The sequence below is a fragment of the Rosenbergiella metrosideri genome (assembly GCF_022602565.1).
GTDB classification, from domain to species: Bacteria; Pseudomonadota; Gammaproteobacteria; order Enterobacterales; family Enterobacteriaceae; genus Rosenbergiella; species Rosenbergiella metrosideri.
This window is the reverse complement of sequence record NZ_JALBCV010000005.1, coordinates 1-17744: the sequence shown is the minus strand read 5'-3', so window position 1 is coordinate 17744 and position 17744 is coordinate 1. Positions and strand designations below refer to the sequence as shown.

Annotated in this window: 15 protein-coding genes and 2 rRNA genes; 11 read left to right on the top strand and 6 right to left on the bottom strand. The window is 43.5% G+C overall.

What is annotated here, in order from left to right; translation table 11 throughout:
- Window positions 1-16: 16 nt before the first annotated feature.
- On the top strand, window positions 17-1312 hold the full coding sequence (locus tag MKR94_RS06735; RefSeq protein WP_241646250.1) for an NAD(P)/FAD-dependent oxidoreductase: 1296 nt from the start codon (window positions 17-19) through the stop codon (window positions 1310-1312).
- Between the two features lie 224 nt (window positions 1313-1536).
- Here the strand turns inward: MKR94_RS06735 and MKR94_RS06730 are convergent, their stop codons facing one another.
- Window positions 1537-1776 carry a DUF1471 domain-containing protein gene (locus MKR94_RS06730; protein ID WP_241646249.1) on the bottom strand — a complete coding sequence of 80 codons (240 nt, stop codon included), beginning with the start codon at window positions 1774-1776 and terminating at the stop codon, window positions 1537-1539.
- An 816-nt stretch (window positions 1777-2592) separates the two neighbouring features.
- On the opposite strand from MKR94_RS06730, the gene MKR94_RS06725 reads away from it, so the two are divergent.
- From MKR94_RS06725 to MKR94_RS06690, 8 genes are all read left to right on the top strand, one after another.
- A complete protein-coding gene (locus MKR94_RS06725; protein WP_241646248.1) occupies window positions 2593-3735 on the top strand; it encodes a porin in 1143 nt (380 codons plus the stop codon).
- A gap of 440 nt (window positions 3736-4175) precedes the next feature.
- Window positions 4176-5639: a glycine betaine/L-proline transporter ProP gene (gene proP, locus MKR94_RS06720; protein ID WP_241646247.1), complete on the top strand. Its 1464-nt coding sequence runs from the start codon at window positions 4176-4178 to the stop codon at window positions 5637-5639.
- A gap of 378 nt (window positions 5640-6017) precedes the next feature.
- Entirely contained in the window at window positions 6018-6581 is a 564-nt protein-coding gene (gene fimA, locus MKR94_RS06715; protein WP_241646246.1) for a type 1 fimbrial major subunit FimA, read from the top strand.
- 45 nt (window positions 6582-6626) lie between these two features.
- The gene (locus MKR94_RS06710; RefSeq protein WP_241646245.1) at window positions 6627-7127 is read left to right on the top strand and encodes a hypothetical protein; all 501 of its coding nucleotides are present in this window, start codon (window positions 6627-6629) and stop codon (window positions 7125-7127) included.
- A 31-nt stretch (window positions 7128-7158) separates the two neighbouring features.
- Complete coding sequence (locus tag MKR94_RS06705) at window positions 7159-7842, top strand: fimbria/pilus periplasmic chaperone (RefSeq protein WP_241646244.1); 684 nt, start codon at window positions 7159-7161, stop codon at window positions 7840-7842.
- Window positions 7843-7864: 22 nt separating this feature from the next.
- Window positions 7865-10480: an outer membrane usher protein FimD gene (gene fimD, locus MKR94_RS06700; protein ID WP_241646243.1), complete on the top strand. Its 2616-nt coding sequence runs from the start codon at window positions 7865-7867 to the stop codon at window positions 10478-10480.
- Window positions 10481-10497: 17 nt separating this feature from the next.
- Window positions 10498-11526 carry a fimbrial protein gene (locus MKR94_RS06695; protein WP_241646242.1) on the top strand — a complete coding sequence of 343 codons (1029 nt, stop codon included), beginning with the start codon at window positions 10498-10500 and terminating at the stop codon, window positions 11524-11526.
- A gap of 9 nt (window positions 11527-11535) precedes the next feature.
- Complete coding sequence (locus MKR94_RS06690) at window positions 11536-12063, top strand: fimbrial protein (protein WP_241646241.1); 528 nt, start codon at window positions 11536-11538, stop codon at window positions 12061-12063.
- A 32-nt stretch (window positions 12064-12095) separates the two neighbouring features.
- Here the strand turns inward: MKR94_RS06690 and MKR94_RS06685 are convergent, their stop codons facing one another.
- A complete protein-coding gene (locus MKR94_RS06685; RefSeq protein WP_241646240.1) occupies window positions 12096-13481 on the bottom strand; it encodes a sugar porter family MFS transporter in 1386 nt (461 codons plus the stop codon).
- Window positions 13482-13510: 29 nt separating this feature from the next.
- A complete protein-coding gene (locus MKR94_RS06680) occupies window positions 13511-14128 on the bottom strand; it encodes a nucleoside/nucleotide kinase family protein (RefSeq protein ID WP_241646239.1) in 618 nt (205 codons plus the stop codon).
- 243 nt (window positions 14129-14371) lie between these two features.
- Between MKR94_RS06680 and MKR94_RS06675 the strand changes: the two genes are divergently transcribed.
- Complete coding sequence (locus tag MKR94_RS06675) at window positions 14372-15031, top strand: HAD family hydrolase (protein WP_241646238.1); 660 nt, start codon at window positions 14372-14374, stop codon at window positions 15029-15031.
- Between the two features lie 86 nt (window positions 15032-15117).
- Here MKR94_RS06675 and MKR94_RS06670 read toward each other — a convergent pair whose 3' ends face one another.
- Window positions 15118-16029, bottom strand: a complete 912-nt coding sequence (locus MKR94_RS06670) for a polysaccharide deacetylase family protein (RefSeq protein WP_241646237.1) — start codon at window positions 16027-16029, stop codon at window positions 15118-15120.
- 115 nt (window positions 16030-16144) lie between these two features.
- Here MKR94_RS06670 and MKR94_RS06665 point away from each other — a divergent pair, with 115 nt between their 5' ends.
- Window positions 16145-16297, top strand: coding sequence for a hypothetical protein (locus MKR94_RS06665; protein WP_241646236.1), 153 nt, complete (start codon window positions 16145-16147; stop codon window positions 16295-16297).
- Window positions 16298-16358: 61 nt separating this feature from the next.
- On the opposite strand, the gene rrf is transcribed toward MKR94_RS06665, so the two are convergent.
- Window positions 16359-16474, bottom strand: a 5S ribosomal RNA gene (gene rrf, locus MKR94_RS06660).
- A 100-nt stretch (window positions 16475-16574) separates the two neighbouring features.
- Window positions 16575-17744, bottom strand: a 23S ribosomal RNA gene (locus tag MKR94_RS06655); the annotation flags it as partial.

The following is a 17744-nucleotide window of genomic DNA, read 5'->3' as shown; positions in this document are numbered from 1 at the left end:
CGAGGAGATCCTAGTTATGTCCCCACGTATTGATCCGGTGAATACCTCAACGATGATCCCCACACAGAGTACTGTCGTCATTATAGGGGGAGGGATCATCGGTTTAGTGGCAGCACTCAACCTCGCAGAAAGGAATATCCCCGTTGTAGTGGTTGAAAAGGGAAAACTCGCTGCCGAGCAGTCGTCACGTAATTTAGGCTGGGTGCGTAAAACGAGCCGTCTTCCTGAAGATATCCCTCTAGCGCAGGCTGCTGACCGATTATGGGCGAAAATGGCAGAAAGAGTCGGTAGCGATGTCGGCTATCGACAAGCTGGGATCATGTTCGTTGCTGGTCAAGCAGAACAGATGGTGACGCATGAGCGTTGGTTCGAACACGTCAAGCATCTTCAACTTGATTCAGCACTCTTAAGTTCAGCAGAGATTGCCCGCCGCGTCCCTGGAGGAAATCGTGCTTGGGCTGGAGGGATCTTTACCCCATCAGATGGACGTGCTGAGCCAACCAAAGCCGTCAGTGCAATAGCGAAAGCGGCTCAACGCTTGGGGGCTGTGATCGTGGAAAATTGTGCGGTAAGAAGCCTGATTACTAGTGGTGGACGCATCAGTGGAGTATTAACTGAACGTGGTGAGATTATGTGTGAACAGGTTTTACTTGCTGCAGGGGCGTGGTCACGACGCTTTTTGATGAATCATCACATCGCTCTGCCCATCCTCCCCTTAATCTGTTCCGTATTACAGACAAAACCTCTTAAGGGTCCCACCGATATCGCAGTCGGCGCGCCAGATTTCTCATTTCGACGCCATCACACCGGAGGATTGATCGTTACACAGCGTGGTGCATTAGATGCGCCGCTGACTTTAGACCATATGCTGATTGGCTTGCGTTATCGCCAGCAGCTTAAACAGGGTCGAAGTAATTTACGTATCGGCTTTGGCCGCTATTCTTTCCAAGATTTGTGGCTTGCCCGCCACTGGAAGGAAAATCAGCGCACCCCTTTTGAACAGGTCCGTACTCTCGACCCACAAGTCAATAGTGGTCTTAATCAGGAAGCCCTTAAAAATTTAATTGAGGCATGGCCCGCCTTCAAGGCGGCACAAATTGCTCAGCAGTGGGCTGGCGTTATTGATGTCACCCCTGATTCTAATCCAGTTATTGGTCCCGTCACTAGCCTTCCCGGATTAGTCCTGGCCACGGGATTCTCTGGACATGGGTTCGGGACTTCACCTGCAGCGGGTCAATTAGCCGCAGACATCCTTAGTGGCCAATCAGCTTTGGTCGACCCCGCACCTTATCGATATGAACGGCTTAGTTAGGGCAAAGGAAGGCCTTGTCAAAACCGACGTTCTGCTTAGGGAAAACTCATTATCAAGATGAGATTCTTTGTGGTCCGGATGCTCATTAAATCGTGAGGGCTCGGTCAAGAAAGGAAAGGACTTAGGCCACCGCCGAAGCACCCTCGCTTCGGTGGTGGTGACTTACTATGGCCTAATCTTAAGCGTAGGAAAGGTGGCTGGGGTTAGACGCGTTAAAAAGTGTCTTAGTTTTTCAATCCGTGTGACGGTGCGCTGTTAATCTCTGCAGTCATACGGACGAAATTATTGGAGCTTGCACCCGTAATTTTGTAGTGGCCGCCTGCTTGATTCGCCATCGCTGCAATCTGAGACTCTGCGCCGTCTAAAGTTAAATCGGTGACGGAGACACTTTGTGCAAAGCTCCCAAATGAGAGTAATGACAAGGCGGCGGTGGAGGCTAATACAAGTGCTTTTAAGGTTTTCATAATGAGGTCCTCGATCTTTTTAAGGGTAATTTGTTTAACTGAGATAATAGTAACTATAGTTACTATAAGCATATTAACTATATGTGCGATTTGAATAATTATTGATCGAATGGGTAACCGAAAGACCTTCACTTCCCTGGTTAGAAACCTTTGCGGTAGCGTCTACTTATTTAGGGTAATGGTGCATAGATCGGAACAATTCTCGAGATATGGAATAGGAGATTGGTACGTTGGTGAGAGTGAGTAAGTTGTTGGTAGATTAGACTTTCCTCTATCAAAAGATGACTATTCTTCCCACGTTTCGAAGTCAATTATGTTGGTGAGGGAATATGAAAGTTTCCGATAAGCTATTGATAAAAAACGTGTAGCACCAAACTAAGCCCCCCAAGCTAAAAACTCATTCATCATTAGCGTCCTAACATTCACCGGCTGATAAACTCTTCAATTTAAATGGTCGCTCACACTACGAATGCCCCAAAAAAAATTACTCCTCTCGACAAAAATATTTATCCATACAAAATTCTAATAAAACCGCAATCTTTCAATGAATAGTGATGAACATCATATATTTATAATAGCTTTACATTTCTTTAAATTAAATATCCATAATAATCAATTAGATAACGAATAAATGCCACTTTATGCAAAAAAATCTTGTTGCATCATTTACCTTTCTAACGTTATGTTCTTGGGGTAAGTTATAAATAAATCGGTACAACAACAATAAAACCGAGTCAGTGCCTTATTTTGGGTGCTGATAAGAGTGTTTTAACGATTAACTCTATGAATATATTATCGCTATGGAGGCAGGAAGTGGTGAAAAAACATAACATTATTAGTTTCAGCGGCAGTTTGATAGCATTGGCGATTGCTGCACCTTCACACGCAGAAATTACTATTCTGGATAAAAATCCGCAAAGTAATTCTTTATTAGCCCCTTTAAGCTTGCAAGTCGGCGGTAGCATCCGTCCTGAGTGGGTTTTCACCAACGGTCCTGATGCCAATAAGTCTAACAAGCGCGGTCACGATGGTGGTTCACGTGTACGTTTTCGTGCTGATTACAAACTGACTGATCATACCTCTGTTATTGGCTACTACGAGTGGGGATTCAATGTTCCGCACTTCTTGGGTATGAAAGGGAACTACGAACCGGGTTCCTTGCGTGATCGTCAGCGTCAACTTTATGCAGGCTTCAAAGATGATCGCTACGGTACGCTAACTTATGGCCATCAATACGGCATCTACTACTCCGTCGTCGGAATCAAAAGTGACGTATGGGATAACGATGGTCATGCTGGTGCAACAGGGGTTGGATTTAATGGTGACTACGATGGCTCAAATAGGCCTAAGAATAGCATCATGTATAAAAACACATTTGGCCCAGTCACTCTCTCTGCTAACTATCTGCTTCCTGAAGATCAAAAAGACGATGGTAGCGGTACTGGCCGTTCTTACCGCCGTAACCATGGCGCAGGCTTTGGTTTTGACTACGCTATTATGCCGACCCTGTCATGGGCCGCAGCGTACAGCAGTACTGAAGCAAATGTGAAAAATAGCACCACCCAGAAGGGTTACAACCAACAGGTTTCCGGTACAGCGTTAACATGGCAACCGGGTAACTGGTATCTGACCTCGACCGCTAGCTACTATAAGAATTTCGTTCCATCAACAAGCAACCATACGGTGTCGCATTACTTCGCGGGTAGCGGTTATGGTTTGGAAGAGTTTGTCGGTTATACCTTTAATATCGATAAGCCATTCCTAAAATCCATCCAACCCTATGTGGCGGTCGACTCATTACGCCTTAAGGGTGATGAAAATTACCACGCTAACCACGTTTACTTAGGTGCGGGAACAGAGATGGGCCACGGCTTAAGCGTCTATCTTGAAAGAACTATCGCAACAACTACCGATAACGAACCAGATAGTACTTGGATTACCGTATTCTATAACTTCTAATCATCAAGCCGACTTATCTTAAGGTAAGTCGGTTTTTTTAACCTCTCGACTCCACATTCTCTCCAGAAGGTACTTTTTTTGACATATCCCATTTTAAATTAAAGTGTTTTTACTTTAAAATCAATTACTTACAAAATTCATAATATAGTTCTTTGTCGTATTGAAATACTCCCACCTCATCGCCACACTTAACATTCCATCAGTTTACTCCATTAATTCAATGAGTTAACCACTACCAAGCTGTAAAACCTTGTCGCTAAAAGAGCCCTACACGGCACATCCCTTGAAATTGAATCAAAAGCATGTTTACAGTATTAATCTTAAATTGACCTAAACTTAAGAATATGGGGAAGCTATTTATATCTTTCTTTTCCCACTATGACGGGATGTCTGGCTAAGAAAGCTATACATTGCTCTATCACTCCATCGTGAGGATCACAATGTCTGAAGAACAACCAATAACACAAAAACCAAAGAAACATTTTTGGAATCGTAAAAAGGAAAAAGAGCTGACGCTGGACGATATCACCATCGTCGACAACGATATGCTTAAGCGTGCCGTTGGGGCTGCGGCGCTAGGTAATGCCATGGAATGGTTTGACTTCGGGGTATATAGCTATTTGGCAGTAACGATTGGTAAGGTCTTTTTCCCAGCGGCGAGTGGGCCGGCACAGCTTATCGCGACCTTTGGCGCATTTGCTGCCGCATTCTTAATTCGTCCAATTGGCGGGTTAGTATTTGGGCCTTTAGGCGATAAAATTGGTCGCCAAAAAGTACTCGCCATTACCATGATCATGATGGCTATTGGGACATTCTGTATAGGATTAATCCCCTCCTATCAATCTATAGGTATTGCCGCTCCCATCTTGCTATTAGCCGCTCGCCTGCTACAAGGCTTCTCCACTGGGGGGGAATACGGTGGTGCAGCCACTTTTATCGCTGAGTATTCAACCGATAATCGTCGCGGATTTATGGGGAGTTTTCTTGAGTTTGGTACACTGGGCGGTTATCTCATCGGTGCGACACTTGTCACCGTAATGACATCGGTCTTCACGCCACAACAAATGCTTGATTGGGGATGGCGGATACCCTTCTTTATCGCAGCGCCTCTCGGTATTTTCGGCTTGTATGTGCGACTAAAGCTAGAAGAGACCCCGGCTTTCCAACAACATATGGAGAAGCAGGAAGCGTTGGAACACAGTAAGCCGCGTTTAGGCTTATTTCAGCTGTTAAATAAATACCGTGGGCAAATGCTGAAATGTATTGGCTTAGTGCTACTGTTCAACGTCTCTAACTATATGCTGACATCCTACATGCCTAGCTACTTAACCGGCATCCTCGGATTGAGCGAGCTGAGTAGTCTGTTACTGATTATGGTCGTGATGTTCGTAATGATGCCTCTGACCCTGATGTCAGGACACTGGACAGATAAGCTTGGCCGTCGACCTGTCATTGCGGGAGGGGCGATTGGTCTAATCCTCTTCTCTGTGCCTTGCTTGCTGTTGATCAGTTCTGGAAATATGTGGTTAGTCTTCTTAGGGCTAATTATCTTAGGCCTTATCCATACTTGCTTTAGCGGCACAATGCCTGCAACGCTACCTGCATTGTTTGCAACCGATATTCGTTACAGTGCATTGGCGATTGGTTTCAACATCTCTGTATCGCTATTTGGGGGGACAACACCGCTCATTACGGCATGGTTGGTCGATACATCTAACAACCTGTTGATGCCCGCTTATTACTTAATGGGCGCGGGGGTGATTGGATTGATCACGGTGTACACCCTACGTGAAACAGCGCGTAAGCCACTGGCCGGATCGGCCCCTGCAGTAGCGAACAAAGCCGAAGCCATGAGCTTATTAAAAAAAATCAAACAGAAAAAAATGAAGCAATCTCAGCATTAATTTTCTGTTCCTCGGTAAAAAAATACCACAGTGATCCTGTGGTATTTTTTTTTACTCTGCAAAAACAAAATCTATTATTTTACTGATTCTAATCATAAAAATTACAAAAATTATCAGTTACTTGAAATTTAATGATCTAAATCAATACATTTTAAATCCATATTTACCTATCAATAATCGCCTATTCATCGCTATTACTATCACTTTCTGCTTTAAGATTAGTCTTACAATCCATTTCGTTGCAAGGCGTCATCGAGTTCATAACTTATGAATGAGTCGCTAATGCACAATATCCGGTTCGCTAAAGCGGACTGAACATTCAGGTGCTGGAGTACACAACTACGCCGCGCCGCGCGTCTCTCAATAAGGATTGAACACATGAAAATGAAAACTATTGCTTTAGCTTCTATTGCTGCATTCGGTTTAGTCTCTGCTGCTGCGCAGGCTGCTGATCCAACGCCTGTCACCGTTAATGGTGGTACCGTTCATTTTACAGGTGAGTTTGTTAATGCTGCATGTGCCGTAAGCACTGATACTGCGGATCAAACTGTTAATTTAGGTCAATATACTACATCGCAACTGACTGAAGTTGGCCAACGTACAACAGCCAAACCATTTAATATAAAATTAGTAAACTGCAGTACAGCAACTTACAAGACTGCATCAATTTCATTCAAGGGAACGATTGATACAACAGATAAAACTCTACTCGCTGTCAATGGTGGTGGCTCTAATGCAACCGCAGCAACGGGTGTAGGTATTGAAATCCTAGATGCATCATCTACTCCATTGACACCAAATGGCACAACTTATTCTACTGCCCAGACCTTAATCACTGGAACTAATACACTGCCATTTACTGCTCGTTATAAATCTACCTTAGCAAGCGTCTCAGCAGGAACCGCCGATGCTGATGCAACTTTCGTTGTACAGTATCAATAGAACTGAAGTTCATCTTTAGCTCTTAACACTATCTAGGTGATTATTATGGCCGGTAGATCCTTAACTGCTTTGCTCCTAATTTTGGGTTCATGTAGTTATGCTGATACCGGCCTTAATCAAAAGGCTGGGATGATACATATCCTTGGACAATTTAATTTAGCCACATGCAATGTGGATGCAGTCTACCAGCACCCAAAAATTCAATTACCTTTAAGCACTCTGTTTAATATTGAACCATCCAAGTTAAGCGAATCACCACAGATTGTTAACTTTTTCTTACCAGTAATCACATGCCCGAAACCATTCTCTATCGATAAAGGGATATCGATTACATTCGTGAATGGAGAGCTATCAAAAAAAAATAATGGGTCTTCAGAAGCGCTAAAGAATTATAAAAAGCAGTTTTTCTCGCCGACGGATATCAAATTATTTTCTTATGACAGTTCCGCAGAGACTTCTGGACTCAATATGTTACTTTTTGTACCTTCAAAAGCCTCTGACAAAAATAGTAATTTTTCTTTTGTATTAAATTTTATTTATCCATAATGGATACCTCCTTTTTTGAGTGGTAAATCTTATGAAGCTTATTTCAAAATATTTTCTTTTTTCTTCGACACTAGCTCTGTTTCCCTATAGTGCTTTTGCTGAAGGAGGTGTTTCTTTAGGCGCCACGCGAGTTATTTACACAGAAGGGGCTAAGCAAGGATCCATCCCAGTAACTAACTCAAGTCCAAGTCAGCGATATTTGATAAACTCTTGGATTGAAAATAACCAAGGGAACAGAGACACAAGCTTTGTCGTCACACCTCCTTTATACGTGAGTGAAGCAAATACAGAGAGTTCGTTAAGAATGGTTTATGTAGGTAACCCTTTACCTACCGATAGAGAATCCCTTTTCTACCTTAATGTTAAAGCTATACCCTCTATTGATAAAGCCGCTACTGAGGGTAAAAATGTTTTACAAATCGCGATCCTTTCCAGAATTAAACTCTTTGTTAGGCCTCAAAATCTTCCTTATCAACAGCAAGAAGCTGCTGAAAAGCTAACTTTTGCTCACTCTTCTTCCAACACCAGTGTTGACAATCCAACTCCGTATTACGTGACACTGGTAAACGTGAAGGTTGACGGTAAGGCTCTTGAAAATATCATGGTTGCACCACTAAGCCATCAGACCCTCGCAAGTACCGGTCATCAAATCAGTTTTCAATCAGTAAATGATTTTGGTGGATTAGATAAGCCAATAAACAAAACCATTAATTAAATTTACCTATGGTGAAGTAGCGATGAAACATCAGAAAATTTACTTTTCTAACACAGGACCAGGTATCAAATTTATACCTGTGATGAGTGCTATCACTATTTCATTTTTGTTGTCTTTTCAACCTGCTGTCGCTAACAGTTATTTTAACCCAGCATTTTTGAGTGACGGAAACGTCTCAGTTGCAGACTTATCAAGATTCGAGCAAGGTGGCCAATTACAAGGTAACTATCAAGTTGATATCTATGTAAATCAGCACTTTATAGGCCAAAAGACTGTACGATTCGTTAATACCGATAGTAATGTTACTAACGCAGGGGGATCCTCAGGTGGTTTAACCCCATGTATTAATGAAAATTGGTTAGAGAGCTTAGGAGTGAATACAACTACGCTTTCCGGTTTAGATGGGAATGATAAAACCTGTTTAAACGTAGGTAAGTTAATCCCCTCTTCTAGCATAAATTATAATTTTTCAGCTCAACGCCTAGAGTTTAGTTTTCCGCAGGCACAGATGCGGCAGAGCTCCCGTGATTATATTCCCCCTTCTGAGTGGAACGAGGGAATTCCTGCCTTACTGATGAACTACGATTTTTCGGGTGATTCTGGTACTAACGGCAAGAGTGCATTCTTGTCTTTAGGCAGTGGCGTTAATCTAGGCGCTTGGCGTTTAAGAAATAATAGTACATGGTCTCACAATGAAACGTCGAAAGGCGGTAGTACCAATCGCTGGTCAAATGTTAGCACTTATCTTGAGCGCGCAATAATTCCGCTTAAGAGTGAATTTGTCGCTGGCGACAGTAATACTAATAATGACGTATTCGATAGTATTGGCTTTAGAGGGATTAGAATTTATAGCGACGATGCTATGTACCCGGACAGTGAACAAGGATTTGCCCCGACTATTAGAGGAGTTGCAAATACTCGGGCCAAAGTTACAGTGACACAAAATGGCTACACCATCTATCAGACCTATGTTTCTCCTGGAGCCTTTGCCTTTGATGATATGAACCCAACTTCATCAAGCGGTGATTTAACGGTCACCGTACAAGAAACAGATGGGACAATTCATTCCTTTATTGTCCCATATTCAACAGTACCATTATTACAGAGAGAAGGTAGGATCAAATACGATCTCGTTGCTGGTAATTATCGTAGTGGTAGCGATGACCAAGGCACCCCTTTCTTTACTCAAGCCACATTAATGACTGGCATCAGAAATGGGATTACGCTATACGGCGGTTCTCAACTCTCTTCAAACTATAAAGCCTTTACCGCTGGGTTTGGTAAAAATATGGGAACTTTTGGTGCAGTATCTGTCGACGCAACCCAAGCTCGAAGCACATTAGCAGATGACAGTACTCACCAAGGACAATCTTATCGATTTCTTTATGCAAAATCGTTGAACCAGATGGGGACAACGTTCCAGCTACTTGGATATCGTTATTCCACACGTGGATTTTACTCTTTACAAGATACAGCTTATAAGAACATAGCAGGTTATCAATATGGCTATGAAGATAATCAGTATGGTAACCAAGTTTACACTGCTACCTCATATCACAACTTGAATTACGCACGTAAAGGAAGTTTCCAAATTAACGTGAACCAAAGTCTTAACGATTTTGGTTCACTCTATGCTGCGATGAGTGAGCAAAGTTATTGGAATACTTCCGACTCCAACAAAACTTATCAAGTAGGTTATTCAAATTCCTGGCACAATATTAGTTATAATTTAATTTGGTCAACGACGAAGTCAGTTGGTTTATCAGATAAGGATCGCGTCGTTGCCTTAACAGTCTCCGTACCACTCCGTGAACTTCTCCCTTCCTCTGCGAGCAATAACACTACTGGTATTGCGAGAAATATGTATATAAACAGTAATCTTACTCGTAATTCTAATGGAAACAACACTTGGCAAACTGGGGTAAATGGTACTCTGCTTAGGGATAACAACCTTAGTTATAGTGTTGCGCAGGGGCATTCAACCAATAACGGAAATTCGGGTAATGCTAGTGCACAACTGCAAGGCCGCTACGGTACAGTTAACACAGGCTACAGTTATACAAAAAATGATCATGACTACACCTTACAAGTTACGGGCGGGGTAATTGCTCATCAAAACGGCGTAACTTTTAGTCAACCATTAGGTGACACAAATATTCTCGTTCAAGCGCCAGGAGCTAAAGATGTCAGCCTGGAAAACCAAACCGGCGTTGCTACAGATTTTCGGGGTTATACAGTAATCCCTTATGCTAACGTATATAGGCTTAATAGGGTGGCATTGGATACACAAACTATGAATTTTAATACAGATATTAACGATAACGTTAGAAATCTAGTACCAACCCGCGGGGCGTTAGTTCGAGCATCGTTCAAGACGCGTATAGGACAGAGAGCACTAATTACACTCTCACATAATCAGCATCCAATACCGTTTGGGGCATCGGTAGATGCTCCTAGCTCAAATGTGTCGAGTGTAGTGGCTGATAATGGGCAAGTTTATTTAAGCGGGTTAGCGCAAACTGGAAAGCTAATCGTTAAATGGGGCAGTACTCACGATACGCAATGTGAAGCAAATTATGCGCTGAGCCCTGATAGTAAAAATGTTCAAATCAATACACTTAGCATTGAATGTAAATAATCTGCTATGAGGCTAATATGAAAATAAAAAAGTTACTCACCTATATGTTCTTAATTTTAGCCTCAATATTTATGCGTAATGCTGAAGCCGTCCATTGTACTGCCACCACAGGGACAGTTAACTATCCATTCCAATTTACGTTAACTGCTGCAAACAATACTGTTGGCTATAGCACAGATCCTCAGCAACTATCGTCCAGTATCCGCTATTCAATCGCTGGGGATTGCACAAATAGGGCAACTTACTATAGTGGTACACCTGCACAAACGATGACTATGGGTTCCACCGATGCAGATGGTTCAGTATGGTATAACCTCCAGGATAACAATTACTTACAAGTTTCATCTCAAATAGCAATCTATAATAAGACCTCAGGCACAAGTAATTATAGAGGTGTCCCCTTCACCGATATCTCCAATAATTGTGATGCGAGTTGTCTAACCTCAAGCCCCGCAGCATCAGGATCACAAGTCAAAATCAAATTGCGAATTAAAAAACGGTTTATCGGTAGTAGCTTTTTAGTGAATGAACCTATTGCGTATCTATATGGTAACCAAGGGGGGCCGGGAATGGGTTTAGGAACACCAATAGTCCAAATTAACTTAAACGCTTCTTTATCAGTAAATCAAACTTGTACATTGAACGCCGGCACAACTATTGAATTCAACTTCGGTTCTCTAAATGCACAGTCTTTTAAAGATGCTGGTGCAGGTCAAAAGCTCTCTAGCGCTAAGACTCAAACGAAAAACATCTCGATTAAATGTAATGATATTGCCGCACAGAGCACTCTGACGTTACGGTTAGAGGCCAGTAATATCAAAGATAATATCGTAGTCTCTGATAACCCTGATGTAGGTTTTCAGTTAGCGAATTCTAATGGTGTCCCCCTAGTACCTAACGACAATACAAGTAATATTCCTTTTAAATTAGATGATAACTATTCATCAAATGTAACAATACAGTCTTGGCCAGTTAGTGTAACTGGAAAATTACCAAGCGTGGGAAGCGCTACTGCAGCAGGGTATTTACGTGCAGATTTTCAATAAAGGTGAAACATGATATTCAAATCAATTGCGCGTTCTTTCGGACTAGGGATTATTAGCGTTGCCCTAAGCGTTCAGTCACACGCAGACCCGGTTGGGACAGTAAATATTAGGTGGACGGCAAACATTTACCAATGGAGCTGCACCGTCTCTTCTGCATCCTCGAATCAAATAGTTCCTTTAGGGACTTGGAATACCAGCGAGCTAACCAAAAATAAGAAGACTCGCCCTGTTCCGTTTTCAATATCTTTATCAGGTTGTAACTCAAATACCGTTGCCCTATCGTTTTTAGGTACTGCAGATTCGACTAACAGTAATTATCTAGCCTTAACGGCGGATTCAACTGCGAAAAATGTTGTCATTGAGATTTCTGACAGCAATCAAAATACAATTTCTTTGAATCAAATGATGAATCCCATAACAATTGATTCTTCAGGAGCTGTCAATATGAACTTCTTCGCCAACTATGTGACTTATGGAACTGGCGTGACTGCAGGAACGGCCAATGCAGATGCAACCTTCACATTGACCTATCAGTAATACCCCCTCCTACTTAGGAGAGGGTATGTTTTTCACTTATTCTGAAACGCATAGAATTTTTTATTCTTCAGATCTTGCTCAATTTGCTCCAAGCTTTTTCCTTTCGTTTCTGGCACAAGATAGATAATGAAAACCAGAGCGCCTATCGAGATAAGGGCGTACAACCAGAAGGTATAAGAGGCACCTAACCAGGTAACGAGACTTAATGTGGTCAGTGTCACCAATAAATCGAAAATCCAGTGGCTGAATGCCCCTAAGCTTGCGCCTTTCCCTCGTACGAATAATGGATAAACTTCCGCGTTGATCAACCATATACATACACCAAACCCGCCGCAGTTCAGCATAAGATAAGCCGCTAAACAGACCACGACCATAATTTGACTGACTTGATTTTGTGGGCCATTACCTAAAAAGAGGTAACCCATCACCAGTAATGCGACAATCGAACCGGGGATTGTCCAAAGAAGGTAGCGGCGACGCCCTATTTTATCGACCAAAATACTGCCGATAACAGTCATAATCACCACGAGCAAAGTACTCAGACCAGTGCCAAGAATTGCGGCTTGATTAGAAAATCCAGCATGGGTAAGGATGGTCGGTGCATAATAGATTAAGGCGTTATTACCGGTAATTTGTGAAAACATCGCTATGGCGGCACCCACCACTACGGCGGGACGAATCCATGGTTGAGCTAAGTCACGCCATGACCCTTCCGGTTGATTGGCGACGGTATGTATCTCTTCAATTTCTTGCTGGGCTAAAGCATTGGTACCGCGGACACGGGTTAAAATACGCAGTGCTTCATCATCACGTTTACGCATCACTAACCAGCGTGGACTTTCAGGTAAAAACACCATACCGGATAATAAAATTAATGCAGGGATAACCCCTAAACCAAACATCCATCGCCAATGATCGCCGAGTACAAAGCCACTGGCATAAGCGACGGTAATCCCGAATACCACCATAAATTGGAACAAGACCACCATCTTGCCACGATGCTTGGGTGGTGCCACTTCAGCAATGTAGACGGGAATGATTTGTGTCGAACTCCCAGCAGAGAGGCCAAGGATAAAACGTGAAATAATTAAGATAGTGACATTTGGCGACATAGCTGAAGCGATAGAACCTACCGCAAAGAGGATTGCGACAAAGATAACCATTTTACGGCGGCCAAGGCGGTCAGAAAACGGCCCAGTGCCTAAACACCCAAATATAGCGCCAAAGATAATGGCTCCGGTAACAAGTTGTTTAACCGTATCATCCATCGCGAATGCTTTACCCAATCCGAGTAATGCAACACCAATCACTCCGGTGTCGTAGCCGAATAATAGCCCACCCAATGCCGCAATGACGGCAATCCATACCACGATAATCGGATTAGGCTTTTCGAGCTGCCTCTCCATTGTTTTTCCCATAGCGTTCCCCTAAATTTTAATTGTCGTTATTATTTGATAAAAATTTGTTTATCCGCACGTTCAGCGGTAGCCTGAATGCGTTCTGAGTTAGGCTGGTCGGTCGTTGCAATCCACTGTTCTGCCTCTTGATCACTACGACCAAATTCCATATGCCTGCGCTTAAGTTGCTGCAATCGCTGAGTTTCATCGACATGAATGAACCAAGTGTGATCCAAGAACGAAGGCGTTGCTGCCCAGCCATTCTCTTCTAATAATAAATAGTTTCCTTCAGTAATAATTAAGCGAGTCTCTGCAGGTATTGCGATTTCCCCAGCGATCGATTCTTCAATTTCTCGATGAAAGCTGGGAGCATAAACGGTCTCTTGCCGATAAGCCTGTTTAACTCGATGCAATAACGCGTGGTAACCACTGACATCGAAAGTATCTGGGGAGCCTTTATGCTGTAGACGGCCTAAGCGTTTGAGTTGGTTGTTAGCAAGGTGAAAACCATCCATGGGGATAACAACTAATGTTTCAGCGAACTGCTTTTTTAACCAGTCGGTTAATGTTGATTTACCTGCTCCGGGTAAGCCAACAATGCCAAGGATATAGCGGCTATCGCCTTCGCTCCATTGACGGAGTTGTCGTAATGCATTGTCATCAATCATAAGAGGTCTATCCGGGCGGAAATAGAAAGCTTCAAAGTACTAATAACTTAAATAACATTTACAAAACACTCCAATAACAAGGATGGAAATGTGAGCTGGATCATAATGTTTGAGCTAACTTAGCCGACTAAGCTGAATCGTTTCAAATAAACAGCCGAATCATAAATGGGATACATGATTCACCCTAACAGGGGGTTCTGCTATGATCACCTTATTAACGGACTTTTTACTGGGATGGTATCTATGGCAGGCAAGACATTGGGGAACGCGCCGACGCTCTCTGTTTTCGATTTCGACGGGACACTCACGCGACACGATAGCTTTATCCCCTTTTTACGTTTCGCCTTTGGCCGTCGACGTTTTACTCGAAAAATGCTGCATTTGGTTTTCCCAACGCTTCGTTGCTTACGCCGTAAATTAACGCGGGATGAGCTTAAAGAAGTGCTAATTCATACTTTTATGAAGGATATAGAAGAAAGGTGGGTAAAAGAGAAAGCGGATGCCTACTGCCGTAAATATTTTAAAAAACTTATGCGTCCGAAAGGTTTACTCGCCGTTGCGGCTGAATTGAACACTGGTGCTACTGTGACACTTTGTTCCGCCTCTCCGGAGATCGTTTTACGACCTTTTGCGGATCAATTAGGGATCAACTTAATCAGTACTCAATTAGAAGTTATTGATGGAAAGTTAACGGGTAAAATCTCTGGTAATAACTGCCGTTGTGCACATAAGGTTTCTCGTTTAGAGCAAGTCTACGGTCCTTTAGGAAATTATCATCTACGTGCTTGGGGCGATACCCGCGGCGATTATGAGCTACTCTCTGCAGCACAAGATCCTCATTGGAGGCATTTCCACTCTTCTTCAGCCTCAAAAAAATCGCCGCTAGATAAAATCAAAATATAATCACCGAGCAGCGACTCAGGATAGTGATCAGTAAATTGCTCAAGAGTTCATTAGCAGTAAGAACCCTTGAGCTAGCTTGACCTATACTACCTTGTCATCATTTTTTCGGCTGATAATGAATAATGTTCAGCTATCTTACCTGGTGTCGTTAACCAATACTCTTCACGACGCGCCAACAACTTTTTCAATATTTGTTTCAAGCGGAAAAAGCGGTAGGGTTGACCCACAATGTAGGGATGTAACGCTATTCCCATCACTTGAGGCGAATGTTGACTCCGTACTAACAACTCTTCGAATTGGTATTCAATCATCTGACAAAACGTATCTATTGTAGCCCCATTGGGGATAATCGTCGGTATATCATTGATTTCTTGTGGGTAAGGAATAGAAAGCAAGGAACCATTCTCTGTCGAAAATGGGGTTGGCATATCATCGTGTGCCCAATTTAAGGTGTAGCTAAACTGATGTTTGGCCAATAATTCAGGTGTATTGAAACTCTCTGATATCCAAGGTGATAACCATCCTTTGACTGATTTGTTATAGGCTGTGAGACGCTGTAAACAGTAAGCAATCATTTTATCCTCCTCGTTCAACGAAAGTTCACCTTGTCGTTGTGAATTAGTATGCCCATGGCCGATCAGTTCACTTTCGGGTAGTGATAACCATCGCTCGAGTAACGCTGGACAATAATCAATGATCGACGTATTCGCGATCACTGCAGGAGGGATCTGTAATGTTTCAAACAATTCGGCTAGGTGCCAACCTCCAACTCTATTCCCGTAATCCCGCCAACTGTAGTTCAATACATCTGGATAACTGGCATTAGTCGATAGCTTTGCCCCTTCTAACGAATCGAACGTAAAGTGTTCGAGATTCATTGCGACATATAGCGCTAGCCCTTTTCCATTCGGCCAGCGTTGAGACGACGTTGGTGCTATCGCTCTATATGGATAACGCTGAGGAGTGGTAAGAGTATCGAGTTGAGCTTTCTTTGACATAGTTAGCCAGCCTAATATTGAGGTAAAAAGCCAGTATAGTCATTTCTGCGACAATCCGACGAGATGGGCACTATTACATGCTAAAATTACGGATACAGTAATAAGGAATGAGACAATGAAGAAGATACTTTTTTTATTCGCTGTGCTTCTATTGGTAAGCTGTGCGGCAAAGAAAGAAAAAACACCGGACCAACCAACGTTACATAATGGTAAGTGTGCCAATGCAGGAAAAACCATTAACTGTACTTGGAGTGATGTTTCTATTTGACTATTTTTATAGCCAACGCAAAAAGGCCATCCGTGAGGATGGCCTTTTCGACTTATTGGATGCCTGGCAGTTCCCTACTCTCGCATGGGGAGGCCCCACACTACCATCGGCGCTACGGCGTTTCACTTCTGAGTTCGGCATGGGGTCAGGTGGGACCACCGCGCTAGTGCCGCCAGGCAAATTCTGTAAAGTAACCGAAATTATTCGATTACCTGCTTATTCTTTAATCTGTCAACGCGCTGATAAATCTCTCAATCCAAAACGCCTCTGGCGTTGTAAGGTTAAGCCTCACGGGTCATTAGTACTGGTTAGCTCAATGCATCGCTGCACTTACACACCCAGCCTATCAACGTCGTAGTCTTCAACGTCCCTTCAGGACCCTCAAGGGGTCAGGGAGAACTCATCTTGGGGCAAGTTTCGTGCTTAGATGCTTTCAGCACTTATCTTTTCCGCACTTAGCTACCGGGCAATGCCATTGGCATGACAACCCGAACACCAGTGGTGCGTTCACTCCGGTCCTCTCGTACTAGGAGCAACCCCCCTCAATTCTCCAACGCCCACGGCAGATAGGGACCGAACTGTCTCACGACGTTCTAAACCCAGCTCGCGTACCACTTTAAACGGCGAACAGCCGTACCCTTGGGACCTACTTCAGCCCCAGGATGTGATGAGCCGACATCGAGGTGCCAAACACCGCCGTCGATATGAACTCTTGGGCGGTATCAGCCTGTTATCCCCGGAGTACCTTTTATCCGTTGAGCGATGGCCCTTCCATTCAGAACCACCGGATCACTAAGACCTGCTTTCGCACCTGCTCGAATTGTCACTCTCGCAGTCAAGCTAGCTTATGCCTTTGCACTAACCTCACGATGTCCGACCGTGATTAGCTAACCTTCGTGCTCCTCCGTTACTCTTTGGGAGGAGACCGCCCCAGTCAAACTACCCACCAGACACTGTCCGCAACCCGGATTACGGGTCTACGTTAGAACATCAAACATTAAAGGGTGGTATTTCAAGGTTGGCTCCATGCAGACTGGCGTCCACACTTCAAAGCCTCCCACCTATCCTACACATCAAGGCTCAATGTTCAGTGTCAAGCTATAGTAAAGGTTCACGGGGTCTTTCCGTCTTGCCGCGGGTACACTGCATCTTCACAGCGATTTCAATTTCACTGAGTCTCGGGTGGAGACAGCCTGGCCATCATTACGCCATTCGTGCAGGTCGGAACTTACCCGACAAGGAATTTCGCTACCTTAGGACCGTTATAGTTACGGCCGCCGTTTACTGGGGCTTCGATCAAGAGCTTCTCCTTACGGATAACCCCATCAATTAACCTTCCAGCACCGGGCAGGCGTCACACCGTATACGTCCACTTTCGTGTTTGCACAGTGCTGTGTTTTTAATAAACAGTTGCAGCCAGCTGGTATCTTCGACTGGCTTCAGCTCC